This window comes from Propionispora sp. 2/2-37 (assembly GCF_001298735.1).
In the GTDB taxonomy this organism is placed as follows: Bacteria; Bacillota; Negativicutes; order Propionisporales; family Propionisporaceae; genus Propionispora.
This window is the reverse complement of the sequence record NZ_CYSP01000006.1, coordinates 227,835-252,541: the sequence shown is the minus strand read 5'-3', so window position 1 is coordinate 252,541 and position 24,707 is coordinate 227,835. Positions and strand designations below refer to the sequence as shown.

Below are 24,707 nucleotides of genomic sequence, written 5' to 3'. Positions count from 1 at the left end.
GATATTTATGCCAATTTATCAATATTTTTTGACAAAAAATAGTAATTCCGCATGAATTCTCCGGGAGAAATACCATCACCTGCCTATAGAATACTTTTCTCTGTGCCAATTAAATTACTCATAATCATATTCATCCTCCAGAATTTTGGTTTTGTGTACAAAGCGAATAATTCCTTTTATCGCCGTTTCATCATCATACCTGTGAAAATACATTGCAACCATATCCAGCCAGTAGTCCAGGTCTTGCTCTTTTCCATCTACCAATACTTTCAAATTGTTTTCCTCCCTACACTGTTACCGCAAAAAAATCCCGGTAAACAATCGTTTATTGTATTAAAACTCTAGCAGTATTTACAAATACAGACCTGAGTTATCGCAAAATACTGTGTAACAGAAATATTGTGCCTTTTTATTTTAAGACTGATTTGTTACAAAATTATTACAAATGTATGACATTTATATAAATTAAATTCAGACGAAAAATCCAGTAAAAAAATAGATACCGCTTTTATTCGTGCCATCCTTATAAAATTAAATGTCGACATCAACGCTTTTCCCGACGGAAGAACCAAAATCCTCCGCAACTCTACCAATAGCTGCAGCTTTCTGCTGACTGTTTATTATAGTTTGCTTTCTTCGTATTTGCTCCTCCATTTGTTGTATCTGTGCTTCAAGGGCTTGAATTTGCGTTTGCTTTACTACTGAATCAGTATTGGCGCTATCAGTCAACTTATCTAGTTGTTTTTCAAGCCGTTTTTGCTTTTTTTCTAACGCTTTAATTTCTTCGCCTTGTCGGCTATCTTGTTTTGCTAAACCGTAACTGGTAATTAATGGAGTTTGCATATTGTCATATTCCTCCGCTTATAAATTAACTGCTGAATCCTGCGTGGTACAGCCTTTATGATTATTAATTTATTTGCCGGATCAATCACTGCTAGTTGTTAGCCACTATAACTAAGAACAAACTGACTAATATGTTTATTTCTATAAATTCAGATGAGTAAAATATGTTGTCAAACAATGGATGGTGCAGTCCTCCACCTCACTTCGACTGCAACTAGCCACTTTAATAATAAGCCCTAATCCTCGTAAAAAGTTCGTAAAATTGTAATATTTTACGAACCCATGTTTATCTATTGGCCCTTGTCACCAAACAAGCATCGTCCCGAATTCGGGTATAACCTTAATATTTACTAAGCAATAATAAGCTATAGTAAGACTTTGCCTTTACTGCTTTGTCATCGCTATTCTCTCTTGATTGCACATCCTTGCAACCTTCATTATTCTAAAGGAGCGAATATAAATGAAATGTCCTATGTGTGGTACATCTACTAAATTTGATTTTACATACTGCCCCCATTGCGGATATCGCTTGGCTATAGAAATGGAACAACCACTGCCCAATTGGAGAAAATTACCGGGATTCCGCTCCCTAACATTATGGAAAATAATAGTTGCAACGATTATTTATTTAGTAATATTATTTGCACTCATCACCTCATCATTTATTTTTATATAAAAAACATCCTAAAAATTCAGACCCCAAATTTAACAAAAGCTATTAAAAATCATATCTTTTATTAACTATTGACACCGGCAAATCTCTTCATAACATAAAATACTATGTAATATCCTCCTTGTAGTTTCTGACTTTACCTCGGGTCAACTACCCTATCCGGCTGTCCATTTCCGCATAATCTCTTGTCCCTCGCATATATTAACCTCTGAGAGACTTTCTACTCAGAGATTTCCCTTCATGTCGCCTCGCTTTATCTTCTTGCTAAAATAATATAAAGGAGACGAGTCATAATGAATACTAATTTTAACAAAGAAGTTATACGCGAACTTATTGATGAATTTCACTTTGCATTCATACATTCCAACAAAAGTCATGACGAAATTTTCAAGGGATTAATCTCCCAGTATCCGGAAATCATCTGTTCTCTGGAAGAATGGAATGATCTCAAGCAAGAAACCAAGGAACATATCATTATCAGAGCAAAGCGCTCTCTGACTACCATATAAAAAACCAGTTAAGGCAGCTCTCTTTATTTCTCTTTCCTTTGGCGCTATCATGCAATTCTGTTCTATGACTCTTTTTTCTATATCAAATACGGCGCAGGATACCTTTTACATTCCATCCAAACATGGCTCCCGGAGAAGGCATAAAATTTTATTTCAGACTTATAATATTGTCTCTCGCGCTTCTGCCCTAACCGCTTGTCCGCTTTGTTATATTTCCATGCCACCGTCTGCTAATTGGGAAATTCATTAGGAGTCAGCTTCCTAAATGCTTTCACCCGGAGTATATTGGTATAACTACTATACGGGCAATCTTTGCTTGTAAACTGCCAAATGGTTAAATAATAAAATCCCAGAGCCGCAGCTACTGGGAAAAACAAATAAATGTATCTTTGTGGGGGAGTTATTGCTATTTATAAGTATAAACCGCAAGGGGCTTAGGTATTCGAAATAGGGCGTAGAAGCCAGATCTGGAATTCTCATTCTACGCCGATTCTTGATGGTAGCGGTTCATTTCCAGGAAATGTTTTAAAAATATTTTCTTTTAATCGCATAAATTCTTCCTGCACTGGCAATACTTATACCGGAGTTTATTTCTCCTCTCCCACTTAAAGGCCAGCCAACCCTTAAGGCTGGCCTATTTTTTTAGGCATAAATCCCACCTTCCCCAGGATATTAACGACCGTTTTCTCCCGTACAGGTCAGTTTCGCATTGGCCTGTTTTTTTATAGCCACTTTCCGTTTACCTCTAACACAATTATCCAACCTTGACAGCACAGACGATAACCTTCTCTTTTTCAAATCGACATCAGACAAATTATGTCTATAGTAAGTTTGTTAAATGATCTGCGCTATGTTTTCAACGTTGTTAGCAGATGAAGCTAATTGTTGCATTGCAGAAGCAATTTCACTACTAGCAGAGGCTTGCCTCTCACCAATTGCTGTAGATTCAATGATACCTGTTGTAATGAGCCCGGTTTCAGTTCTTATTGCATTCAATATTTTTCTTATCTCAATTACAGATTGAGCGCTATTATCTGCCATCTTTCGTATTTCAGAAGCGACAACGGCAAAGCCACGACCCTGCTCACCAGCTCGTGCAGCTTCAATTGCTGCGTTTAACCCAAGTAAATTAGAATTTACCGCAACCTCGCTTACAAAACTTAATATTTCTTCCGTCTTTTCAACATGCTCAGCTACCACTTTGCTGCTTTGTTTTAATTTTTCTAAGTCTTTTGCCAGTTCCGTCGCTGTAGCTGCCAATTCTTCAGTAGTTGCCGTAATCTCTTCACTAGTTGCAGCGATTGCTTGAGCTGCTTGTTGAAGAATTGCTTGGTTCTCGAGGCTTAATCCAATTGCATATGCTCCAATGAACTTGCCATCTTCATATAAAGGCTCACAACTCGCCTTAATTGGAACACCATATAGTTCTTTCTTTAATGATTTATGGATGCTACTCTTGGTTCTTATGCATTCATCGACAGTTCCACCTTTTGCTGCATAGTCGCCCTCACGGACCCCCATATCAAATGTTTGTGCAGGAACAAACTTTACAATAAGACCATTAAAATCAGTAATCATAATGCAGCAGTCTAAAGGCATCAGTTTTTTAGTAATTTCTGCTGAGTTTATAACACTATCCATTAATGTCATAAGTTACCTCCCATAATTATTTTTAATTTATTTCGACATTTTTAGACATTAACCTGCATAAAATATCATTCTTAATATAAATTAATCGTTTTATTTCGGATACCTTAGCACTCAAGTTGTCAGAAAAACTTATAACTAATCCCAGAATGACACTGCTATGGATAAAATGAAGATAGCGAGAAGGATACACTCCTCATTCGGACTAACCCCATCACAATTTTGATCTAGCAAAATCGTACGTCTGGTTACAATCGAACGGGGGGATTTATTATACAGACTTAATAGTTTTATCTCCATTACCCATGATTCACTAATAACTCTGCATAGCATCAGGAGTCATAACAACAGGTATTTTGCAGGGGTATAAGAGTTGGTTCTCTTTTTTTATCAGCGCTAGAGGTATTATACAAATACTAGCCAATATAGCTTCCTGGATGCGTGACGAACTCATGTAATAACCTTAATTAACTTGATTGCAACCGACTTAATCAGTTCTTACATCATAGTAAGCGTACAAAATAAAAAGCCCAGCAGTTGAAGCCACTGAACAGTAATATAAATAATCACATCAAGGGTAGTCATTGCCCATTTAAAGTATAAACCCTCAAAAATAGCGCAGAAATCGTTTATTTTTAAATATAAATAATTCTCAGTCAAGGAGCCGTCTAATTATGACAAATTGGCAGGATCTATATAAATGCCATGAGAAGCCCCGTATAAAACCAAGGCTGTTACAACAAGCGCAAAAACACTGTAGCCCCCAATGATGAACAATTTTTCTTTTATGCTTAGAAAATCTTCCCTAGGGTAATCTGTATTACTCATTATACTTCCCCCTTCCATCAGGTATTTTAAATAAATATATTCCTATTGACAATCATTGTCAATTTAAAAGATCTTTCTAAATATTTTAACAGTACTAAAAATAAAAGGCCCGGTAGCCAGGCACCGGGCAAACACTAAAATAAAAATCATATCATTAAGATAGGAGTTAATGCAGATAGTAGACAAATGAACCTTGCTTGTTCCAGTTCTCGATCGATACCGTCAGTTTATCTGTTACATCATCTTTGTTAGTGATTTCTTCATGAAACTCTGATTCAGCAAATGCTACTGAATTGAAAAATAAACAAATAACTATGATTAATACAATTTTTTTCACCGGTATCTCTCTTTTAAAATTAATTATTGCACTATCATGGTGAATTTAAAAACCACCTGACAATAAGACCCCTACTCTCGAAAGAGTAGGGGTAAATTGGCCATGAATTAAGAAGAAAAAACAAGGAGGAATTCCCGTCTTATCCCATGGCCGACTCTTAAAAGTTCTTAACTTTTAAGAGTTATTTTCATTATAAATCTTAATTATCGCAGAAATATCGCATGAATATTTTGTTTAAAATGATAACAATCCCCCGTTCCTGAAAAATAGGTTAGGCTGTACTTACCCAAACCACGCTAACGAGTATATATTTTCTTTTATATCTGGGACCCTTACATTTCTGAGTAACAAATTTGCTTTTAAAAAAGCCTATTTCTTGTCATAAGGAATCCGATTTACACAAAATTATCCTCAGACCTAGTGTATGTAAACCTTAATTATCGTAAAAACGTCGTGAGAATACTTATTAAAAAAAGATGAATCCCCGTCCGGCCACGACCGAAACGGGGAGTTTTTATGCAAACTTACCATTTTTCCTTTTGAGATTCTTATGAACTTAGTCATAACGCCAATAATGCCCCCCACCATGGTGACAACATTTTTTCCATGCAGGATAACCCCAACTCCAACCAGGATTTCCCCAATACCAACCTCCCAAAAGAGGCCCCCATTTACCAATACTTCTACCAGATAAATCCATTCCGCAATATGGACACCGTTCTCGTTCCATAAGCACTTCCTCCTTTCTTCTTATATATATTATGTGATAAATGGTATTTTGTAACGGAAAAAAATTCTGCCTGTCTTAGCAAAAGTAAAGTAACAACTTATTGTTGTGTATATTCCTTATACCAAAATACATACTAATTTTTATAATATTATAATGATTTAACACTGCCTTTAACGTTTTAATAGGTATTGATTGTTCACCATTTGATTCTAAAAAAATATCAAAGCCACTAATACATCTAGGCAGTACGACTAACTCATCATTACTGTTCATAACTTTTCTTACTACCTTCCATTTACATATTATCTTTTTTTAGGGCTTCCATGCTAATGAATGCCGCCTAAGATTCAATATATTGCCGCCGTTACCTTCAAACTGTTTGCTCAACAATATTTTAAAATTCCAATATCTCATTAATATACCACATAAGTTAAATTAGATAGTAAACTATAACAATTGTACGTCGAATTTTATTAAATGGAGGACAGAATATGACAGTAAAAAAGGATTTAGAAAAAGCTTTAGCGGCTGCTGAGTCAGCAAAAGGAACCTACGCAGCCTTTGCTGCAGCTACCGATGAGCAAAGTGCTCAACAGATGTTCCAACAAATGTCCCAAGATATGGACCGTCACATTGCCATTTTAAACATCCGTATTAGCTCTACTGCTGAAAATCAACTAGACAATTAAATAATAATAAACAATAAATACTCGCACATAGTAGTTCGAGTATTTATTGTTTCCACCACATTATTTATCTGCCTATGCCTGCACCGTTATTAGCAAACAGAAAGAGTCTCGCCCCATACGGCCCAACTGCAGACGCAGGCTATGTACATCACGTCGTGAGAATGTTTTATTTGTGGAAAATGAAAAAAGCCCCAACCGAAGTTAGGGCGAGATTATGGACAATATTATTTGTTGAGGCCCCCCTGGTTAATATTTTCTAACGCCTTTTCGTGGCGCAATGTTTCTTGTCCCTGACGCTGTTTCCACTCTTGATCGCTTTCATTGGGTCGACGCTTCATTTCTTTTTCATAACGCTCGTTTTCTTCTTGAATTAATTGTGGGTGATCTTTAGCTGAAGATTCGTACTGTGGCTGATGTTTTTGACCAGCCCCTGGATTCGGTTCCACTACCGCTGTTGATGCTGCTACACCAATCCCTGTTTGTATCAGGAGCACCAGTGAATAAACAATCGTGGTTTTAGTTAGCTTATTTATAAAGCATACCTCCCTTTTGTTTGCTAGATTTAGAATATAATGGAAATATGGCAAAAATATGACAAGCTGATTATTATATAAATAATAAGACCGGCAGCCGAGGCCGCCGGTCAAAAGTAAAACCACGATGGCAAAAGCCACCGCAGTTTTACTAAGGTCATTCATGGAAATTTTCTGCCCTTTTTTAGTATACGCTTTAATTCTCGGAAAAACATCGTATAAATATTTTATTGCGTGAAAACAGAAAGTCCGGTAAACGAAGTTACCGGACTACGTGGAAATAGCGTCTGAATCAGTACGAAAGTAACGCTGCTTTTTTAAGGGTAAACCTTAATTCTCGCGATAATATCGTTAGAATATTTTATTTTATGAAAATAAAAAAAGGCCCCAACCGAAGCCGGGGAGAATCAATGGAAATTATTGCTTGTTTTCATTATAGCTACCAATTGTTACAAAATCGTTACAGGCATGTCACATTTTGTAATAAAAAGCCCGGTAGCCGAAGCTACCGTGTAGTTTCCTTCAATATTCAGTCACAACAAACTATTTTTTGTTGATGGCAATCATCCATCTCATTCTGAATCAATTCGAGGATTTCAAGGAAGTGCTCGGCTTCACGCCGGACATGGTCGGCAAGCAAAGGCGGAATTAGAGAAAGCACTGCACACTCCTTGATTAACTCTTCTGCAGTTACTTTGAATTCCCGAAGTTCTACCATTGAGTTTGTTACTTCTGTTTCAAACCGGCTAAAGTCGTTGTTAGGACGGATGTGCCACAACATACTATCAAAGTCGCGGGCATGCAATTGGAGTTGGTCAAACTTATCACTAAGGGCATTGGAAGTATTCCATACTTCCCGCTCGGACGGGTCTAACAAGCCACGAATGAACTTGAGATGGTCAGCCATAATTCTTAGCCAAAATACATTTTCGCTTACTATCGAATCGACTGGGTACTCCATCTCATCGCACTTAATTTTTTCTAGTATCTTTAGAAAATACATAGCTTCCCGAGAAATATGGTCAATAAGCAGCGGATAGTTTGCGCCTCCACGAATTCTGCATTCGATGAGGAGATGAAGCAGGTGTCTTTTATAGCAAAAAAAATTTTTGACGGCAACAATAATCTTCCCAATTAATCGCTTTAAGTCTGTCTCACAACTAACACGGCATACTGTTTTTTCAAGATCTTCAAAAACATTATAGAATTCTTGTGCTTCACGAATTAAATCAGTTTGATCACATGGCAGTCCAAGTTTAATGAAAAGAGAATGTTCTTTCATTATACGGAGCCAAAATCTAACTTCGTGTAAATTGAGGGGCACAAAGGGTTGAACTTCACTGCAAAAGATATCCAAGGGTATCCCTCCTATTATAATTATCTTGCTATATAATATGTAAAGTAGATTTAAATTGTTAACATACCTCTAAAAAGCCCAGACAGTACCATCCTAATGAGATATAAAACCCTGCAATGCGGGGTTATTTCTTTATTTCGGTGTTGACAAAAGCCAGATACTCTTTACTGATTTGCAACCCAATTGTTCATTAAGCATATAACTTGCAGCAACTCCATTCGTGGCTGGAAAGCTGAAAAGCAATAAATGACTGCATAAAGTACCAAATTCGGAAGATAATAGAAAAAAAACAGAGAGGTGGTTAAGTGTGAAAACTACTAGGCTTTGGGTGGGATTAATCACCGTAATGATTATTGCTTTTGCGGTCTTAGGTTATTATGGAAATGAAATCTATCAAACCGTTCCGCCAATACCAGAACAAGTTATCACAGAAGATAGGACAGTTGTCTTTACCAAACAAGACATACAAGATGGACAAAATATTTGGCAATCAATGGGTGGCCAGGAAGTAGGAAGCGTCTGGGGACATGGATCTTATGTGGCACCTGATTGGTCAGCCGATTGGTTGCATCGCGAATTAGTATGGATATTAGATAAATGGTCAACAACTGAATATAAGAAGAAATATTCCGACCTTGATATTGAAACTCAAGCTGCGCTTAAAGCCCGATTACAAAATATGATCAGAACGAATACATATAATGTCTATACTGGAGATATTACCATTTCACCTATACGGGCAGAAGCCATTGCTGCGGTTAGTTCTTATTATATTGCTCTGTTCGGGGATGACCCCAATATGAGTCGATTGCGAGACAGTTATGCCCTTAAGACAAATACCATTGAAGACCTAGACCGTGCAAGAAAGCTGACTGCTTTCTTCTTCTGGGCTTCATGGGCTACTTCAACTAACCGGCCGGGAAGCGACATTACTTATACTACAAACTGGCCTCCTGAGGACCTAGTCGGCAATAGACCGCCATCATCACTTTTAATCTGGTCGGTGCTTAGTTTTGTTTTATTGCTTGCAGGCATCGGCACGTTGGCATGGTATTATGCCGCCCACAAAAGGGAAAAAGAAAGTGAGGAATATCCTGATACCGATCCGCTCTTAGCCCTAAATCCAACGCCTTCCATGAAAGCAACTGTAAAATACTTTTGGATTGTTGCAGTATTATTAATCGTACAAATTGGTCTCGGTATTTTAACCGCTCATTACACAGTTGAAGGCTCAGGTGTTTATGGATTTCCTCTAAGCAAGTGGCTGCCATACTCCGTCACCCGAACTTGGCATTTACAATTGGGGATTTTTTGGATTGCCACCGCTTGGCTAGCGACTGGTTTGTTTATTTCCCCTGCTGTATCAAGACACGAACCCAAATACCAAAGTTTTGGAGTTAATTTTCTCTTTATCTGTCTTCTAATCATTGTTGTTGGCTCTTTGGCTGGTGAGTGGCTAGGTGTGATGCAAAAGCTGGATTTGACGATAAATTTCTGGTTTGGCCACCAGGGCTACGAATATGTAGATTTGGGTAGATTTTGGCAACTATTTCTAACTATTGGTCTTTTTTTATGGCTGTTTTTGATGGTTAGAGCAATTTGGCCTGCATTAAGTCAGGCAAGAGAAAATAAAAGCCTGCTCCTCCTCTTTTTACTCGCTACCACTGCCATTCCTTCTTTTTATATCCCTGGGCTTATCTGGGGTCAGCATACCAATATGGGAATAGCAGAATACTGGCGTTGGTGGGTGGTACATCTATGGGTAGAAGGCTTTTTTGAGGTTTTCGCAACTGCAGTTATCGCTTTTCTCTTTACTCGAATGGGCTTATTAAGAGTAACAACAGCTAATACTTCTGTATTGTTTTCTACGATTATTTTTCTCTTTGGCGGTATTATTGGGACTTTCCATCATCTGTATTTTTCGGGTACCCCTCTTGCAGTCATGGCTCTCGGTGCCACCTTCAGCGCCTTAGAGGTAGTACCATTAGTTTTAGTTAGTTTTGAAGCCTACGAGAACTTAACCTTAAGTAAAGCCAAGCCTTGGGTTAGTGCCTATAAGTGGCCGATTTATTTCTTTGTTTCAGTTGCATTCTGGAATCTAGTGGGAGCAGGCCTGTTTGGATTCTTTATCAATCCACCTATAGCCCTCTATTATATGCAAGGTTTGAATACTACCTCGGTACATGGTCATACTGCTTTGTTTGGAGTATATGGCATGCTTGGTATAGGACTAATGTTGTTCAGTCTAAAAGGCCTAACAGGGCAACATGTCTGGAAAACTACACCACTTAAATTTTCCTTTTGGGCTATCAATATTGGGTTGGCATTGATGGTTCTAATTAGTGTTTTGCCAGTTGGTATAATGCAGACCTGGGCCAGTGTTGAATACGGTATGTGGTATGCTCGCTCTGCGGATTTCCTACGCAGCGATATTATTAAAAACTTCCAGTGGTTCCGAATAGTCGGCGATACCATCTTCGCTATTGGCGCTATTGTTTTAGGTTGGTTTGTCATCGGGCTAAAACTGGGATGGTCCCTGACAAAAGAGCATGACAAAATAGTAGAAAATCGTTAAATACTTTAGAAATTCCCTATCTAGGAGATATGGAATACTAGCGTGGTTTGACAACTTAAATCAAGCTATCATCCACTCCGCTAAAAGCTTTTCCGAACCCCACGTCTAATGTGGGGTTTTCTATATATAAAAAGCCCGGCAGCCGAAGGGTTGTTGACAAAAGACTTTTTCGTAAAAAATGGCATTTGAGAACCCGTGAAAATACTAGGGTTTTAAATGCCATTTTTGTGAATTTAAGGGTTTAGAGGTAGTTTGTCAACAGGCCCCGAAGCCGCCGGGCAAATCTCTTTATTACTTTTTATTATCTTCCTCTTCGTTTAATGGCTTAGAAGCTGCAGGTTGAATTACTGGTACATTCTGTATGTCTCGTAAGTAAAACCAAGCTGAAAATGCATACCATGTAAAAAAGATTAAAACAGCCACATACTCTGGCATTCCTACATATTCAAATAAACCATAAGCATTCATCAGCTCTCCTATAATATAGCTTAAAGCAGTAAACGTAAGTATATAGAGAGCTAAGAAGCCTTTTCGCCTTGGCATTAAATAAAAGAATATCGCAAAGTTAAACATCCAGGTAATAGGAACAAAAATAGGAATAAATCCCAATACACTAAAGTTTCCCATATTCATAAACCGTATCTGATTTATGGGTACCAGAGTAACTATGGTGAAAACATCTAGAATTCCACCAAAAACCAAGCCATAAAGAAGATAACGTTTATATTGATTTTGGGGTACTAGAAGCAAAAAAGCTATTCCCGCTACTGCAGTAAAAATCAAATAAATATAACTTCTATCCATGAGTCTACCTGCTTTCAAAATTTTTATTAGTATTCCCGTTTTCAGGTTATTTATATAAAAAAGCCCTCCACCCTGGCACTAAACCAGAATGGAAGGCAACCTAAGGAGTTATGACACCCTGCATGCAAGGTTATTTTCTTACTACTTGGTAAACTTCATAACCTCAAAGTTTTGATTTTATCAAATACTAGATAGTCTTCCCTGCTATCAAACGGCCCCAGATGAAACTCTTATTAAAGATGTAATAAGGAGATCCATTACCTGCTGCACGGCTATCGTACCATGTAATAAATGCAACCAATTCCGCACTTGTTAGTTCATATTCTTTTTGTAAACCATCCGTGAGTTCAATGAGCAACAAAACTTTTCCAGGGTCGGGCTCAGGCTCAACAGGCTGATATGGTTTAAGCTCGCCTGATTCATCAATGTCAATTGCATCAAGAGCGTAATATTTAGCTTGATTATTTGTAATAACCACAGAATGTTCCGTATTGGTTAAATTATCAATAGTAAAGTCTAAACTTTGAGATATTTTTGATGTAGCACTATATTGATCAATGTTTCTAACCTTAATACCGTCAATTACTACATCAACAAATGAAGATTTTTCTTTATTGTCGATCCAGCTATTCCCAAAAACATTTCGCTCTAACTTAGTTGAGAGAATATCAACCTCTCTTTCAACTAAACAAATGAACGACCTTGTTAAAGCTGCAGAAAAAAATGACAGTAAATACGCCTTTGGTATATATGATTAGAATTTAGAACCGGGCTGCGCCGATCAGAAATACTTGCCCTTGAATGAGAAGATGTTGACTTTAAAAAATTCCACATTACAGTAAAAAAATCTCTTGTTCGCACTGCTAGAAAAACAATATTAAAAGAGCACACAAAAACCAAGGCTGGGTACCATATTATTCCTGTTCCGGAAAAGTAATGAGCATAAAAACCTGCTAAGTAAGTCAAGCATTTTTCTAGCAGGTTACAGAAACTGCAAATATGGGAGTAGTCGGTTAGCTCCACCTTGAGCATAATTTCCGCGGAAAACGTATACATTACCCGAGTCAAAACCGCAGATACTAAAATCTGTAAGTGAGGTGTTTAAACTGAAAAAAATAAAAATGCCAAATAGGCCTGCTATGCTTTTTCCGACTATCCTTGTAGGTGCGGATGTTAACGGCAGACCCAATTATTGCACAGTTGGTGCTTGCGGGGTAGTGAATTTGGAGCCGATGCTGTATGTTTCTTTGAAAGAAACGCATTATACAACCACCGGTATTAAGGCGAGCGGGTTTTTCAGCGTAAACCTGCCCTCGCCGGACTTGGCTGAGAAAACTGATTTCTGTGGCGTGGTATCAGGGAAAACAACGGATAAATCCGAATTGTTCATCCCGTTTTACGATGAGGCAGGCAGAGCGCCGATGATACAAGAGTGCCCAATCAATATGCTTTGCAAGGTAACCCAAACGATTTTATTATCGGGGTTTGCGATGTTTCTAGGCGAAATAGTGGCTGTTTATGCAGATGAAAAAGGCTTAACAGATGGGCAGATCGATCCTGTAAAAATAAACCCGATGGTCATGATGTATCCCTCATATTTTGAATTAGGCAAGGTTGTCGGCACGGTGTTCAAGGATGGCAATGATTACAAAAAGTCCCTGGGTATATGACACACTAGGAGCTTGATCTCATGCGAGAAAGGGCAGGTCGTAATCTGCCTTCTTGCGTGTACTGGAGGACTACGCGTCATATTCAATTAACTTTTAATGACGTAATCAGCACACTGTAGAAGCCACCGTATTGTGGTGACTCGAAGAATCTACTGTTAAATAAAAAAATCCCGGCAGCCGAAGCCACCAGGCAAAGGAGATATGCCCCCCTGCTCTGTTAGGATTATTTTTTGCCATGAGATAAACTGCTGCCAAGAATTCTATAAAAAATATCTACAATATAACTATATTTTTCACAATATCGTTATAAGATGAACTTCCGTCTAAAATATTTCTGTATGTACTAATCCAACAAGGAATGAATCCGCTACGGTATGCAACCATCTGAGAGCCAATATTGGTAGTCGATGCACAATAAAATGGAACAATTTCCTTTTTCAGAATATGCACTGCTAAATTATATATTAGCCGCGTCGCTAAACCACATTTTCGATATTGAGGTTTTACATCTACTCCCATTTCCCACATTTGTTCATACTCTGCAGATGCCCCTGCAAGCCCTATTATTTCATTGTCCCTCATTGCATATAAAACAATAACTGTAGACGTATGTCCCTTTTCATCAAATGCCAAAGAGTTTTGAAAGCCCGTTATTCCCTTTAATTTCTTGATTTCCTCTCCCTTTAACAATTCATACTCATAACCTACTATTAAAGGTAATTCCTTTGTCAAGCCCGAGTCCGGTATAAAATATATAGATTGACCATAGATAAATGGAAATTCAAATATCTCATCCCTACTTTTTTCAACCAGAAGTGGCTTCACTTTTGGAAGGATATTTGAAGAGGCAGAAATAATCACTGATTTTCCCATAGTAATGATCTCAAGAAAAGGATACTCTTTTTGATCATTTGCGATAAATAAAGTTCCATCTTTGTCGAATGCATCAATGGAACAGTTCAATTTTTTTGATAACTGTTCTTTAACAATGTTTAAAACAGTATGCTTATCCATTGCACTCATCGTACCTCTTTCTATAGACTATACAAACAATTGGAAGTATTTTACTATTTCAGTATACCAGAAAAACACTAAGTAATTCTACTCAATTTTGGCCAGCGTCTTCAGCAGTATTTCAAGCAGCATATGTACGTGATCTGAACATAAAAAAGCCCTGCCAGCACAGCCGCCAGGGCAAACCTAAGTAGATGGCACCCTGTATGCAGGGTTAGTTTATTCTGCCGGCAGAGGAATTACCTTAAAACTAATAATCTTTTCAAAGGCTAAATATTCTTTGCTGCCATCAACAATATCATCGAAGCTATAGCAGGTGTTGCCAGTGCCAACTGTACGATTGTACCAACTTACAAAATCATCTATAACCGTCTGGTTAACTTTATACTGACGTTCGCTCGAATCATTCATAGTAATTCTGAGGAGCACTTCTCCCTCTTCCACCGGTGCTGCCTGCGGCGTAGCAGATGCTTCGTTTGAATTACCACTTTCACCATCTGCCGTAATGGCCGTTACCACATAATAATAGGTCGTTCCATTTACAACATTAGTATCCTACATAGCTGGTACCGGAGACATTGGGTACGATAGTTTCGTATGGACCACCGGCTGTGGTGGAGCGTTTTACGTTGTAGCCGATTGCATCGGTGACTGCATCCCAGTTGAGAGCAATTTGAAAATCGCCAGGAGTGGCGGTTAAATTTGTTGATCCTGGAACAATCACATAACCGTCGCTATCTATATCTATAGCATCAACGTATAATCTTTGGTAACCTTGTCCGTCAGTACCTTGTTCAATCTTAACACTATGATTTTTATTCTCCATGTTAACAATTTCAAACACTAAAACCTGTCCGGAAACATCATATCGCGTTGAAAACATATGCTCAGTACCATCGATTGTAATCTTACAATTAGTAGGATAGGTATACCAACAAGTAGAAATTAACCTAAATTTAGTACCCTTAAAATTAATTAAACAATACGCTCCAAATGTTTGCGTTATTAATCAGGTAATCCTGTGCCAATTGCTTCTCTATTATAGGCTCCATTCTGTTGTGCAACGCCCCATGCACCATTGGGCAAAAATTGGAATCCACTTCCATTTATTGTTGCATTATATCTTTTCCACCCTGCCTCTGGTACCGTTAGCGATTTTCCTACTGTTGCCATTTTACATTCCTCCAATGCCCAATAACCAACTAGCAACTTTTTTAAAGAAATCAGCCATTGTACTCAACTCCCTTTAATATTTGATATTGCCATCAAAATACTGATCGCCGATATTCAGGCTATCAGTGTATTGCCACATGTAACCCTTGATATCATCACTACTTCCCCACTGTGCATTCCATACGGCGCATCCAATACTTCGCCAATCAATGTAACCAGTCAACCATGAATACGAGGCGTACAGGCCGCAATCTAGGCCTATGCTATCAATAAACGCTTTGCACATGGCTGTAATTTCTGCCGGATCAAATGCAAAGCCATTGCGTCGCTTATAGCCGTCCGCGTCTTCCATATCGAAGAATACAGGAAATTCTAATAGTTGACCTGTACTGTCAATAACACTCCGGCAGTTGGCCGCTTCTTGGATTGCATCAGCTACGCTCAATCCATACGAATAATGGTAAGCCCCAACTTTTAAGCCAGCAGCTTTTGCCCTTGCTATGTTTTGCGCGAACATCTCGTCCTTTGATTGTAGTCCGTATGAACTGCGGATAATAGTAAACTCAATACCAGCATCTGCCACCGCCTGCCAGTCTACTCTGCTGTTGTTCTCGCTTACGTCGATTCCTCTCATTTCATTACCTCACTTTTCATAAAATTCATAAGGCCAGGATGTTCTCCTGGTGGAGAATTAAATTGGCTGTCTTGGCCATATTTAGTCCATGCAGCTTTTGCCAGGGCGACCACACCACCAAGGCCAGTAATCACCACAGTTATTCCAGACCAACAGGAACTAAGATCAAACTTTGTTCCATACAGCGCGTTAGACCAGTAGCCATACAACCATGAAAATAACAAGCGCAAGCCAGTTTGCTTGTGCCCAGGTGCAAAAGGTTATAAGTTTTTCTTTCATCCTCTCCCTCCCATCTTCGACCATACCGATATAACTATATTGGTCAACGTACCAAAGATAGCACCAAGACTTCCTGCCGCAACAAAGATTCCATCAATCCTGCGATGTGCAGACTTGGTACTTTCCTCCGCTTTTGTAATTCGTTCGCTATGGCTGGCTAACGTAGCAGAGTGCTCTTTTATTGTTTCGATATGGGCATCCTGCTTTGTTTCCATGCGAATGAGACGGTTCAGTACCTCACGTTGGAAATCCGTTTCCCCCACTGCATCATCTCCCTTCTACCTGGTTACATTCCTGTAACCGAATGGGTTAAACGGCTAACGGAATGTAATCATAAAAAACCTGCTAACAAAATTCAAGCCTATTTATTAAAAATTTTTAAAGTTAAATTTGGGGACACGAATAGACCGACGCAATTACCATTTTTTTGCCCCGGTTCATTCACGAAGATTTTTATTTCGTATATACTTCTTTTACACGTGCGTAGTAAATCCTCAAGAATTTATTCAGCCCTGCTATTTTTGCGGCACGTTTCGGCTTTATCCTGGCTTCGGTGGTATCCTTTTTCTTTTGCCCATTCTAAATATCCTGCTATAAATTCTCCTTCCGTCATTTTAGTAATTATGTGAAAATGCCAGAAGCTCTCTACGAAATCCCCCAGTTTATCCTTGCCCGTATTCTCGTTCCAGCCCTTGAGCAAGGTCTTTATCCCTGGCATGGTATAATCCAGCAGATGTGTGAACTCCAGGACGCTTTCCACACGCATCCGTATGTAGTGCGAATACTGGCGGCCTAATAATTTCAGCTCACTGTGTACATCCTCTGAAATTGTGTAATTCCGCAGCTGAAACCAATGATCCAGTCCTAGTTAGCAATTTCCATAGCGTCCTGTTTATCCGTCTTTGCCTGTCGTAATTTTTGCTTGATTAATAACGCAAACGAATATGCCTTGCTGCTTTAAATAATGCACAACAGGCAAATGGTATATGCCTGTTGCTTCCAGCACTACGCGCACCTCATCGTGAAAACGCAGGATCATAGCGGATAAGTCATGAAGCTCTTGCTCTGTATGTGCCACCTCAAAGGGACGTGCTAAAATCTCGCCATAAAGCTTGAAGATAGCTACCATACTTTTTCCTTTCGAGACATCGATTCCTACACTGATCAAAGCCCTCACCCCTAAAATGAATTTGTAATTGTTCCATCTGCACTTATTACCATTCATTTTAGTTCGTTACGCGAAAGCCAATCCTATGGTTTCAACCTGCTTAATCGAATGCTTATAACAAGGAGATGGCTGAATGTTTTTATGCCGGGTGTTCATACCCCAAAAAAGCCGTCGTCAGACCAATTACTCTCCCCATTATAAAAAAATAAGTGCAGATGGTTAAGCACAAAATGTTTCCATCTACACTTTTATGGTACTAAAATAGCCGCTCTTTTAGCGGCCTTATTCTGCAATCAATCGTTTTGCGACTTCTTCCCAGTACTCTTCTGGCACGGTCAAATGAACAATCCCCCGTTCCTGAAAAAATAGGGGAAGACAATGTGAAACAGAACGAAAAATATTCGGTAAACCACTGCCTCAGAAGGGAAATTTGCATCAGTTGAATTGTCAACTGTAATTTCAAGCAAAATATCAAAAAAAGCATGGTAAGGCTGTACTTTCCCCAAACCACGCTAACGAATATATATTTTCTTTTATATCTGGGACCCTTACATTTAAATTACAAATATTCGTATATAGTTTATGTCAATTTCTGAGTATTACTTCTAAAATGAATGGATTCAGCAATATGCTGCCCGATTATTTTTTCACTGCCGGCTAAATCGGCAATAGTTCTTGCTACTTTTAGAATCCGGTCGTACCCACGCCCGCTTAAGTTCATTCTTGCAAAAGCTTGTTTAAGCAACTCCTGTGCATCTTTAGTCATCGGGCAGAACTTTTTTAGATGTTTATGTCCCATCTGTGCATTACAAAATAGCCCTTCTGCCTGTAACCGCTCCATTTGCAGACTGCGCACGGCACTGATACGTCCTTTGATCACGCGTGATGATTCTGCAGGAGTAGTTTCGGCCATTTCACTGTACTCTAACCGGGGTACACTAACATGGATATCTATCCTGTCCAGTAAAGGACCGGATATTTTCTTAATATAGCGATGAATATCAGCCGGGGTACAACTGCAGGGCTGCAATTCATCCCCGGAAAATCCGCACGGACAAGGATTCATAGCAGCAACTAGCATAAATTTGGCTGGATAAGAAAGCGAAGCGCTGACCCTTGAAATAGTGACATGTCCATCTTCCAATGGCTGTCTCAGCACTTCCAGTACTCCTCTGGGGAATTCAGGGAGTTCATCCAAAAACAGTACGCCATGATGGCTGAGCGTCACTTCACCGGGTCTCGGTATACGACCACCCCCAATCATACCTGCATCGGAAATGGTATGATGCGGAGCGCGAAAAGGACGGCAGGTAAGCAGCCCAGAATTATTGGTAAGCATTCCGGCAATACTGTAAATTTTTGTTACCTCTAACGCCTCCTGACTGGACATATCCGGTAAAATCGAAGGAATACGACGAGCCAGCATCGTCTTTCCCGAGCCCGGCGACCCAGTCATAAGAATGTTATGACCTCCGGCAGCAGCTATTTCAATAGCACGCTTGGCAACCGTCTGCCCCTGAACTTCAGCAAAATCGTCATCAAACATTGAATTTGGAGCTACTACCTCTCCGTTTTTCACCTGAGGCTGCAGTTCTATTTTTCCCTGTAAATGCTGAATAACAGTAGCAAGGTTTTCTGTTGCATAAACAGTAAGCCCCTCTACCAACAAAGCTTCGCTGGCATTGCCCGGTGCGACAAACATTTTTGTCATGTTCTGTTTAATTGCTGCAATCGCCATGGGTAAAACCCCTGTTACACTACGCAGATGCCCTTCCAGGGAAAGTTCAGCGACAAACAGACACCGCTCACAGCTTGGCCGTGCCAGTTGCCCGCTAGCCGCCAAAATTCCAATAGCAATCGGCATGTCCAGACCCGAACTGTCTTTTTTTATGTCTGCTGGGGCAAGATTAACAGTGATCCTTTGGGACGGAAATTCAAATCCGGAATTTTTTATTGCAGCCCGCACCCGTTCCCGTGATTCGCGCACAGCAGTATCCGGCAGTCCAACAATTTCCATACTGGGAATTCCGTTTGCAATATCCACCTCTACATGAACCACCATACCATCTAATGCAATTGTTGTCGAACCAAATGTTTGCGCAAACACGTGTTTTCCTCCGCCAGTAATTTTACTTTACCTTCCCCGCACGGTCCTTATAGTATGAGTTCACTTGCTACAAAAAACCTTATTGTCCAAAAGCATTGCAAATATGATTGCAGCGAAAATTAAATCCTGACACATATACCTCCATCACGTCAAACCGGCAGGGTGCTTCTATTTGCTTGATTTGTTTCAAATAACACAAAGCCGTATGGATTATTTTCTGTTGTTTGCGGTAGCCTACTGCTTCTACCGGCAATCCATAGATCAGACTGCGCCGGGTTTTTACTTCAACAAACACAAATACTCCATCTTTTTGAGCAATAATATCAATTTCACCCAACTTCGACCGATATTGCCGCTGCAAAATGGAATAGCCCTGATGTTCCAAATATTCTGCGGCAGCTGTTTCTCCAGCGGTTCCAATACCGATATGATCCATTACCGTTCTCTCCAATCATAAAATGGCTATTACCACGGGCCTTGCTGACGGCCCATTTTTTGATCAAGGCGGTAAATATATGCCAAGACTTCAGCCACCGCCCGGTACAATTCCGCAGGAATCTCCCGGTCCAGCTCAACAGCCATTAACATGCTGGACAACGCTTTGTTTTTATAGATCGGCACCGCATGCTGCTGTGCCACTGCCACAATTTGCTCAGCAATAAAGCCGCCGCCCTTGGCGACTACTTTGGGCGCAGCATCGGATTCTTTATTGTATTGAATGGCAACAGCCTTTTTTATAAGATTGTCATTTTCGTTCACAATATCTCCTCCGGCATAGTCCTGATGCTAAAATCAGCAAGATGAATCGGCAAATCAGATAAAGTACTGCGCAACTCATCCATCTGCTGCTGAAAAGCCCGGGTGGCCATCTCCGAAGAAAATTCGGTCCGGACACTGAGCATATTTCCCTGATACATATGAAAAATAAGATTGACCGATCCAATGTAGTCCGTATCGAAAAATACCCGCAGCCAGGTTTCCGCTTGCTGCAGAGAATTGCCGGCTGTCTTCTCCTTTTCATGATAAATGCGGACATAAGCCGGATAAACGGTTTCTCCATTGCCAAAATATAATGGTAATGTAAAAGACAGAGTATTGCTGTTATCTGATCGTTCTGTATAAGCCGCCACTGCATTCTGCATGGATGTAGAAAATTCCTTCACGGTGTGAATAGCTTTTTGCAGCGTTTCCGCAGGAAGATCCACCCATTCTGAAGCATTGCGAAATTTCATCAAAATCCATAAATCAAGTAGCTCCGGTAAGTCAAACTGCGCCGAAGCTTGGATAACCACCTGGGGCATACCGGTCTGAAAATAAGAAGAAACGCGATTTACCAAGTCCTGCTCATTTGGGGTTACCATGTCGTTAATCGCTGCCAGCATTTTTCGCAATTCAGGAGGAACATTGCCTTCACTCACAAGTGTTTTTGCCAGCAGAACAATTGTTTCCGTATTAACTGTAACCAGCTTGGTAATTTCTGATTTGCCATTAACCGGCACCATTTTCTGCACATTTTCTGACAGAACGTTTTTTAATTGATTTAAAATATTCGTAGCTCCATTTTCTGCCCGGGATTGTATTGGCAGCGATGCTTGATTTTTAATCAGAAATTGAAGCCATTGCTCAGCCTTCTTAGCTGGAAAAGTGTCAGTAGACACGGCATTCAACAATTGCTTAACCGCATTTTTTTCCGTACTGGTCATATCATTATATTGTGCCAATAATTTGCCCAGTTCCCTGGTGTTGGGCCCATAGGGTTCCTGCCTTGTCGTGAATGTCTGGAATTTATTCATCCACATCAAGGCAATATTTTTTTCTGCCGGAAGAGGAACTTTCATCATCTCCGGAACCGCCGGCTCGCCGCCGTCAGACAGCCTGCTATTTCTCCCGTTAAAATCCGGTTGATCCTGGCCTTGGGGGATTGTCCTGTTGCGCTCTAACAGATTTGCAGGAGCGGGATTAGTAGCGGGATTAGTCTGCTGTTGAGCTGCTACAGCTTCAACCGGTTTGTCATACTGTACTATAGCATCCGTAGTTTTCATGATTTGGTTGGTAATCTTCGCCGGAACCGGAATGGCCTCATTCTTTACTATCGTGCCTGTACCCATTTCGCGGAGCACCTGCACCGGATCATACTTAGTCTGATTTATCGCTGCTGTTTGCTGTTCCTGGGCAGCAATATATGTATTGATTTTTTCTACCAGGGATTGTACTACTTCCGGTGAATCCTGCTGTTGAATCAGCGTCGCCCCTTGCAATGAATTCAATAAATATTGTAGTTTTTCGATCATATTCCTTTGCTCCTGCGTTACAGCCGTCATTCCCCGGAAAAAGATGGCCGCAGCATCAGGTGCCATTTGTTCCATAAGACGCTGTATTTCTTGTTGCAGCATAGACGGCAGGGATTTGAGCAAAGACTCATTGTTTTTTAATGTACTGCCCAATTGTTTTAAAAGCTCGCCGATGGCCCCATTGCCCATCAAGTCTACTTTCAGACTTTTGGTTTCCTGCGTTACCTGTTGTTCACCTTTCGGCTGCAGAGCATCCGTTGGCACTTGCTCTGTCGCTTCCGGAACCGCCTGAGCTTGTCCGGGCAATATATTGTTGATTTTCATAACTATCCTCCCCATGACTTAATGGGTTCAAAACTTTTCCTGTGAATCGGACAAGGACCATATTTTTGTAAGGCTTGAATATGTTCCCTGGTAGCATACCCTTTATGTTTGGCAAACCCATATACCGGATATAATTCATCCATTTCATTCATAATCCGGTCCCGTTCCACCTTTGCGATAATCGAAGCAGCTGCAATGGATGCGCTGGCTGCATCTCCGCCTACGATAGAAAGGGACGGGACTTTCAGCTTCGGCAACGGAACCGCATCAATTAATACTGCCTGCGGCGTAGTCTCCAATTCTTCAAGCACACGATACATGGCGGAAACCGTCGCCTGATAAATATTGAGTTGATCAATAACCTCCCGGTCCATGACGCAATAATGCACAGCAATAGCAATTTCCTTTATTTCTTTATACAGAACCTCTCGCTGTCGGGCTGATAACTGCTTCGAATCATTCAAATGCGGTAAGAAACAATCATGTGGCAGTATCACCGCACCCACTACTACCGGACCGGCTAACGGTCCCCGGCCTGCCTCATCAACACCAGCAATCACCGTAAAACCTTTTTGCCGGTAATTTTCTTCATAACGATACATTTGCAGTAGACGTTTTTTTTCAGCCAGCAGTTCCTGCTGCCGTTTATGCCACTTTGCCACCAATTTAATTATCGAAATCCGCTTATCCGACCTTAAGTCGTCAATCAGTTTAGCCGGAGCATCCATATTATCAAGCAATGCCGCTACCTGTGCTACTGTCATATCAGCCGTTCGCAAATCAATCCCCGCCTATAAATATATTTATTTGTGCTATATTCTTGATTCTGCCGGGAAATCCTTTCAAAATAACAACAAAAAAGCAAAGGTTCCGGAAGTCATCCGGCCTTCGCTTTTTGTATCTAAAACTTTAATTACGTTTTACTGCTGTTTTCTATTCCGCGGTCCAACGTAAAACGCCCTAATTTCCCACCGCGGAATTCATTGAGAATAATTTTTCTGGCCTTATCGTAATCGACAATACCACCAGCACGCAGGCAACCACGCTTAGCGCCAATTAATCCAAGCAATTCCTCATTCTCTTCGGGCAACGGCTCATTCAGCTTATAGCGCTCTACGATCCTTTCACTGTAATGCTCCCGCAACAGGCATAAAAATTTAGACATTACTTGTTCTAAATCATACACCTCGTCATTAATAGCGCCTGTAATCGCCAATTTCAAAGCAACCTCAGAGTCTTCGATTTTGGGCCAGAGAACGCCCGGGGTATCTAAAAGCTCCAGATTTTTAGATATCTTTATCCACTGCTTACCCCGGGTGACACCAGGTTTATCCGCAGTACGAACGGTAGCCGCTCCCAGCAAACGATTGATCAGCGAAGATTTGCCCACATTAGGTATGCCTAAAATCATCGCCCGCACCGCACGCGGCCGGATTCCCTTAGCGGCAAGCCTGGTAATCGTATCACTGGCAGCTTGTTCCACCTTACCAATTAATGCCTTGGTCCCTTTGCCTGTTATAGCCTCCAGCGCAACCACCTGTAATCCCTGGTCACGGAAAACTCCGCTCCAATATTCGTTCCATTCCGCTTCAGCCAAATCCGCCTTATTTAAAGCCACAATGCGCGGCTTGTTTTCAATAATCTCCTTAATTACCGGATTGGCACTGCTTACCGGAATACGGGCGTCTAATAATTCGATGACTACATCCACTAATTTCAAATGCTCACGGATCATCCGCTGAGCTTTGGCCATATGCCCTGGAAACCAATTAATATGTATATTATCCATATGCCATTCATCCCAATCATGCTCGATATCAATTTAAATTCAAAAAGCCGTTGCCAACATAGTTTAGTATCGCCATCGGTACGGAAAAATAACCCGATGCAAACTATCCCAGTCTCGAACGGCTTACCGTTTTCCCTGCATAGCCTATCTTTCTAAGGAAGAGTTTTCAATTGAGCGAACGGCCAAAAGACCATAACGGCCTTTCCCTTAATAAGCTCCAAAGGTACAAAGCCTACATCGCTAAAACGGCTATCCTCAGAATTATTGCGGTTGTCGCCCATAACGAAAACCGTCCCTTCCGGTATAGTGGCTAATGGATACGATCCATTGGTTTTTTCTAAAATATACGGCTCATTTAATAATTGTCCGTTGCGGAACACGCGTCCGTCCTTTATTTCAATTGTATCTCCGGCAACACCGATTACTCGTTTAATAAAATCACGACTGGGATCCTCCGGGTAGCGAAATACCAAAATTTCACCACGTTCCGGTAATTTAAACCGATAGATAAACTTATTGACAACCAGGCGCTCACCATTTACCAGCGTAGGCCGCATGGAAGGCCCCTCAACCATATACAATTCAACAATGAAATACCGAATAAAAAACGCCAGTACAACGGCAATCAGTATCGAGATTACCCAGTCTTTTACTTCTTTTCGAAATGTCGTATTACTCAACATGCTTTCCTCCTGCCGGATAACAACAGTTTATATCATACAAGGCGTAAACC

At 40.3% G+C, this 24,707-nt stretch carries 26 protein-coding genes; 4 read left to right on the top strand and 22 right to left on the bottom strand.

Annotated features, from left to right (window positions below):
• Positions 1–114 precede the first annotated feature (114 nt).
• Together P22_RS20460 and P22_RS08605 are read right to left on the bottom strand one after the other, a co-directional pair.
• Complete coding sequence (locus tag P22_RS20460; protein WP_156318895.1) at positions 115–273, bottom strand: hypothetical protein; 159 nt, start codon at positions 271–273, stop codon at positions 115–117.
• A 258-nt stretch (positions 274–531) separates the two neighbouring features.
• Complete coding sequence (locus P22_RS08605) at positions 532–843, bottom strand: FlxA-like family protein (protein WP_054259812.1); 312 nt, start codon at positions 841–843, stop codon at positions 532–534.
• A gap of 966 nt (positions 844–1,809) precedes the next feature.
• Between P22_RS08605 and P22_RS08600 the strand changes: the two genes are divergently transcribed.
• Entirely contained in the window at positions 1,810–2,025 is a 216-nt protein-coding gene (locus P22_RS08600; protein WP_054259811.1) for a hypothetical protein, read from the top strand.
• Between the two features lie 834 nt (positions 2,026–2,859).
• On the opposite strand, the gene P22_RS08595 is transcribed toward P22_RS08600, so the two are convergent.
• Both P22_RS08595 and P22_RS20455 read right to left on the bottom strand, forming a co-directional pair.
• A complete protein-coding gene (locus P22_RS08595; RefSeq protein ID WP_054259810.1) occupies positions 2,860–3,675 on the bottom strand; it encodes a methyl-accepting chemotaxis protein in 816 nt (271 codons plus the stop codon).
• Positions 3,676–4,344: 669 nt separating this feature from the next.
• A complete protein-coding gene (locus P22_RS20455; protein WP_156318894.1) occupies positions 4,345–4,500 on the bottom strand; it encodes a hypothetical protein in 156 nt (51 codons plus the stop codon).
• 1,558 nt (positions 4,501–6,058) lie between these two features.
• Between P22_RS20455 and P22_RS08585 the strand changes: the two genes are divergently transcribed.
• A complete protein-coding gene (locus tag P22_RS08585; RefSeq protein ID WP_054259808.1) occupies positions 6,059–6,256 on the top strand; it encodes a DUF1657 domain-containing protein in 198 nt (65 codons plus the stop codon).
• A 224-nt stretch (positions 6,257–6,480) separates the two neighbouring features.
• Here P22_RS08585 and P22_RS08580 read toward each other — a convergent pair whose 3' ends face one another.
• Positions 6,481–6,954, bottom strand: coding sequence for a hypothetical protein (locus tag P22_RS08580; RefSeq protein WP_054259807.1), 474 nt, complete (start codon positions 6,952–6,954; stop codon positions 6,481–6,483).
• 364 nt (positions 6,955–7,318) lie between these two features.
• Entirely contained in the window at positions 7,319–8,146 is an 828-nt protein-coding gene (locus P22_RS08575; protein ID WP_054259806.1) for a DUF2935 domain-containing protein, read from the bottom strand.
• A 307-nt stretch (positions 8,147–8,453) separates the two neighbouring features.
• On the opposite strand from P22_RS08575, the gene P22_RS08570 reads away from it, so the two are divergent.
• The gene (locus tag P22_RS08570; protein ID WP_156318893.1) at positions 8,454–10,721 is read left to right on the top strand and encodes a nitric-oxide reductase large subunit; all 2,268 of its coding nucleotides are present in this window, start codon (positions 8,454–8,456) and stop codon (positions 10,719–10,721) included.
• Between the two features lie 291 nt (positions 10,722–11,012).
• Here the strand turns inward: P22_RS08570 and P22_RS08565 are convergent, their stop codons facing one another.
• Complete coding sequence (locus P22_RS08565) at positions 11,013–11,525, bottom strand: hypothetical protein (RefSeq protein ID WP_054259805.1); 513 nt, start codon at positions 11,523–11,525, stop codon at positions 11,013–11,015.
• Positions 11,526–11,712: 187 nt separating this feature from the next.
• A complete protein-coding gene (locus tag P22_RS08560) occupies positions 11,713–12,003 on the bottom strand; it encodes a hypothetical protein (RefSeq protein WP_054259804.1) in 291 nt (96 codons plus the stop codon).
• A gap of 661 nt (positions 12,004–12,664) precedes the next feature.
• On the opposite strand from P22_RS08560, the gene P22_RS08555 reads away from it, so the two are divergent.
• Positions 12,665–13,195 (top strand): flavin reductase family protein, encoded by a 531-nt coding sequence (locus P22_RS08555; RefSeq protein ID WP_216598052.1) that lies wholly within the window; start codon positions 12,665–12,667, stop codon positions 13,193–13,195.
• 273 nt (positions 13,196–13,468) lie between these two features.
• Here P22_RS08555 and P22_RS08550 read toward each other — a convergent pair whose 3' ends face one another.
• The 14 genes from P22_RS08550 to lepB form a co-directional block, all read right to left on the bottom strand.
• A complete protein-coding gene (locus P22_RS08550) occupies positions 13,469–14,218 on the bottom strand; it encodes a GNAT family N-acetyltransferase (RefSeq protein ID WP_216598051.1) in 750 nt (249 codons plus the stop codon).
• A gap of 210 nt (positions 14,219–14,428) precedes the next feature.
• On the bottom strand, positions 14,429–14,728 hold the full coding sequence (locus P22_RS08545) for a hypothetical protein (protein WP_054259803.1): 300 nt from the start codon (positions 14,726–14,728) through the stop codon (positions 14,429–14,431).
• 28 nt (positions 14,729–14,756) lie between these two features.
• Positions 14,757–15,092: a hypothetical protein gene (locus P22_RS08540; RefSeq protein WP_054259802.1), complete on the bottom strand. Its 336-nt coding sequence runs from the start codon at positions 15,090–15,092 to the stop codon at positions 14,757–14,759.
• Positions 15,093–15,214: 122 nt separating this feature from the next.
• Complete coding sequence (locus tag P22_RS20450; RefSeq protein ID WP_156318891.1) at positions 15,215–15,382, bottom strand: hypothetical protein; 168 nt, start codon at positions 15,380–15,382, stop codon at positions 15,215–15,217.
• A gap of 73 nt (positions 15,383–15,455) precedes the next feature.
• Positions 15,456–16,016, bottom strand: coding sequence for a GH25 family lysozyme (locus P22_RS08535; RefSeq protein WP_054259801.1), 561 nt, complete (start codon positions 16,014–16,016; stop codon positions 15,456–15,458).
• A 275-nt stretch (positions 16,017–16,291) separates the two neighbouring features.
• Positions 16,292–16,558 (bottom strand): hypothetical protein, encoded by a 267-nt coding sequence (locus tag P22_RS08525; RefSeq protein WP_054259800.1) that lies wholly within the window; start codon positions 16,556–16,558, stop codon positions 16,292–16,294.
• A gap of 629 nt (positions 16,559–17,187) precedes the next feature.
• Complete coding sequence (locus P22_RS08515; RefSeq protein WP_054259798.1) at positions 17,188–17,463, bottom strand: IS110 family transposase; 276 nt, start codon at positions 17,461–17,463, stop codon at positions 17,188–17,190.
• 580 nt (positions 17,464–18,043) lie between these two features.
• The gene (locus tag P22_RS08510) at positions 18,044–19,570 is read right to left on the bottom strand and encodes a YifB family Mg chelatase-like AAA ATPase (protein ID WP_054259797.1); all 1,527 of its coding nucleotides are present in this window, start codon (positions 19,568–19,570) and stop codon (positions 18,044–18,046) included.
• Positions 19,571–19,649: 79 nt separating this feature from the next.
• Positions 19,650–20,006 carry a YraN family protein gene (locus tag P22_RS08505; protein WP_054259796.1) on the bottom strand — a complete coding sequence of 119 codons (357 nt, stop codon included), beginning with the start codon at positions 20,004–20,006 and terminating at the stop codon, positions 19,650–19,652.
• 29 nt (positions 20,007–20,035) lie between these two features.
• The gene (locus P22_RS08500; RefSeq protein WP_054259795.1) at positions 20,036–20,332 is read right to left on the bottom strand and encodes an EscU/YscU/HrcU family type III secretion system export apparatus switch protein; all 297 of its coding nucleotides are present in this window, start codon (positions 20,330–20,332) and stop codon (positions 20,036–20,038) included.
• The gene (locus tag P22_RS08495) at positions 20,326–22,185 is read right to left on the bottom strand and encodes a flagellar hook-length control protein FliK (protein ID WP_054259794.1); all 1,860 of its coding nucleotides are present in this window, start codon (positions 22,183–22,185) and stop codon (positions 20,326–20,328) included. The genes P22_RS08500 and P22_RS08495 overlap by 7 nt, the downstream gene beginning before the upstream one ends.
• Before the next feature lie 2 nt (positions 22,186–22,187).
• The gene (locus tag P22_RS08490; RefSeq protein ID WP_373432668.1) at positions 22,188–22,964 is read right to left on the bottom strand and encodes a ribonuclease HII; all 777 of its coding nucleotides are present in this window, start codon (positions 22,962–22,964) and stop codon (positions 22,188–22,190) included.
• Positions 22,965–23,098: 134 nt separating this feature from the next.
• On the bottom strand, positions 23,099–23,974 hold the full coding sequence (ylqF, locus tag P22_RS08485; RefSeq protein WP_054259793.1) for a ribosome biogenesis GTPase YlqF: 876 nt from the start codon (positions 23,972–23,974) through the stop codon (positions 23,099–23,101).
• Between the two features lie 152 nt (positions 23,975–24,126).
• Positions 24,127–24,657 carry a signal peptidase I gene (gene lepB / locus P22_RS08480; RefSeq protein ID WP_054259792.1) on the bottom strand — a complete coding sequence of 177 codons (531 nt, stop codon included), beginning with the start codon at positions 24,655–24,657 and terminating at the stop codon, positions 24,127–24,129.
• Between the last annotated feature and the right edge of the window lie 50 nt (positions 24,658–24,707).

Bases quoted from the DNA above. Each gene is read 5' to 3' on its own strand.
- P22_RS08605 (WP_054259812.1), bottom strand. From the start codon at position 843: ATGCAAACTCCATTAATTACCAGTTACGGTTTAGCAAAACAAGATAGC.
- P22_RS08600 (WP_054259811.1), top strand. From the start codon at position 1,810: ATGAATACTAATTTTAACAAAGAAGTTATACGCGAACTTATTGATGAA.
- P22_RS08595 (WP_054259810.1), bottom strand. From the start codon at position 3,675: ATGACATTAATGGATAGTGTTATAAACTCAGCAGAAATTACTAAAAAA.
- P22_RS20455 (WP_156318894.1), bottom strand. From the start codon at position 4,500: ATGAGTAATACAGATTACCCTAGGGAAGATTTTCTAAGCATAAAAGAA.
- P22_RS08585 (WP_054259808.1), top strand. From the start codon at position 6,059: ATGACAGTAAAAAAGGATTTAGAAAAAGCTTTAGCGGCTGCTGAGTCA.
- P22_RS08580 (WP_054259807.1), bottom strand. From the start codon at position 6,954: ATGAATGACCTTAGTAAAACTGCGGTGGCTTTTGCCATCGTGGTTTTA.
- P22_RS08565 (WP_054259805.1), bottom strand. From the start codon at position 11,525: ATGGATAGAAGTTATATTTATTTGATTTTTACTGCAGTAGCGGGAATA.
- P22_RS08555 (WP_216598052.1), top strand. From the start codon at position 12,665: ATGCTTTTTCCGACTATCCTTGTAGGTGCGGATGTTAACGGCAGACCC.
- P22_RS08550 (WP_216598051.1), bottom strand. From the start codon at position 14,218: ATGAGTGCAATGGATAAGCATACTGTTTTAAACATTGTTAAAGAACAG.
- P22_RS08540 (WP_054259802.1), bottom strand. From the start codon at position 15,092: ATGTTTTCAACGCGATATGATGTTTCCGGACAGGTTTTAGTGTTTGAA.
- P22_RS20450 (WP_156318891.1), bottom strand. From the start codon at position 15,382: ATGGCAACAGTAGGAAAATCGCTAACGGTACCAGAGGCAGGGTGGAAA.
- P22_RS08535 (WP_054259801.1), bottom strand. From the start codon at position 16,016: ATGAGAGGAATCGACGTAAGCGAGAACAACAGCAGAGTAGACTGGCAG.
- P22_RS08505 (WP_054259796.1), bottom strand. From the start codon at position 20,006: ATGGATCATATCGGTATTGGAACCGCTGGAGAAACAGCTGCCGCAGAA.
- P22_RS08495 (WP_054259794.1), bottom strand. From the start codon at position 22,185: ATGAAAATCAACAATATATTGCCCGGACAAGCTCAGGCGGTTCCGGAA.
- ylqF (WP_054259793.1), bottom strand. From the start codon at position 23,974: ATGGATAATATACATATTAATTGGTTTCCAGGGCATATGGCCAAAGCT.
- lepB (WP_054259792.1), bottom strand. From the start codon at position 24,657: ATGTTGAGTAATACGACATTTCGAAAAGAAGTAAAAGACTGGGTAATC.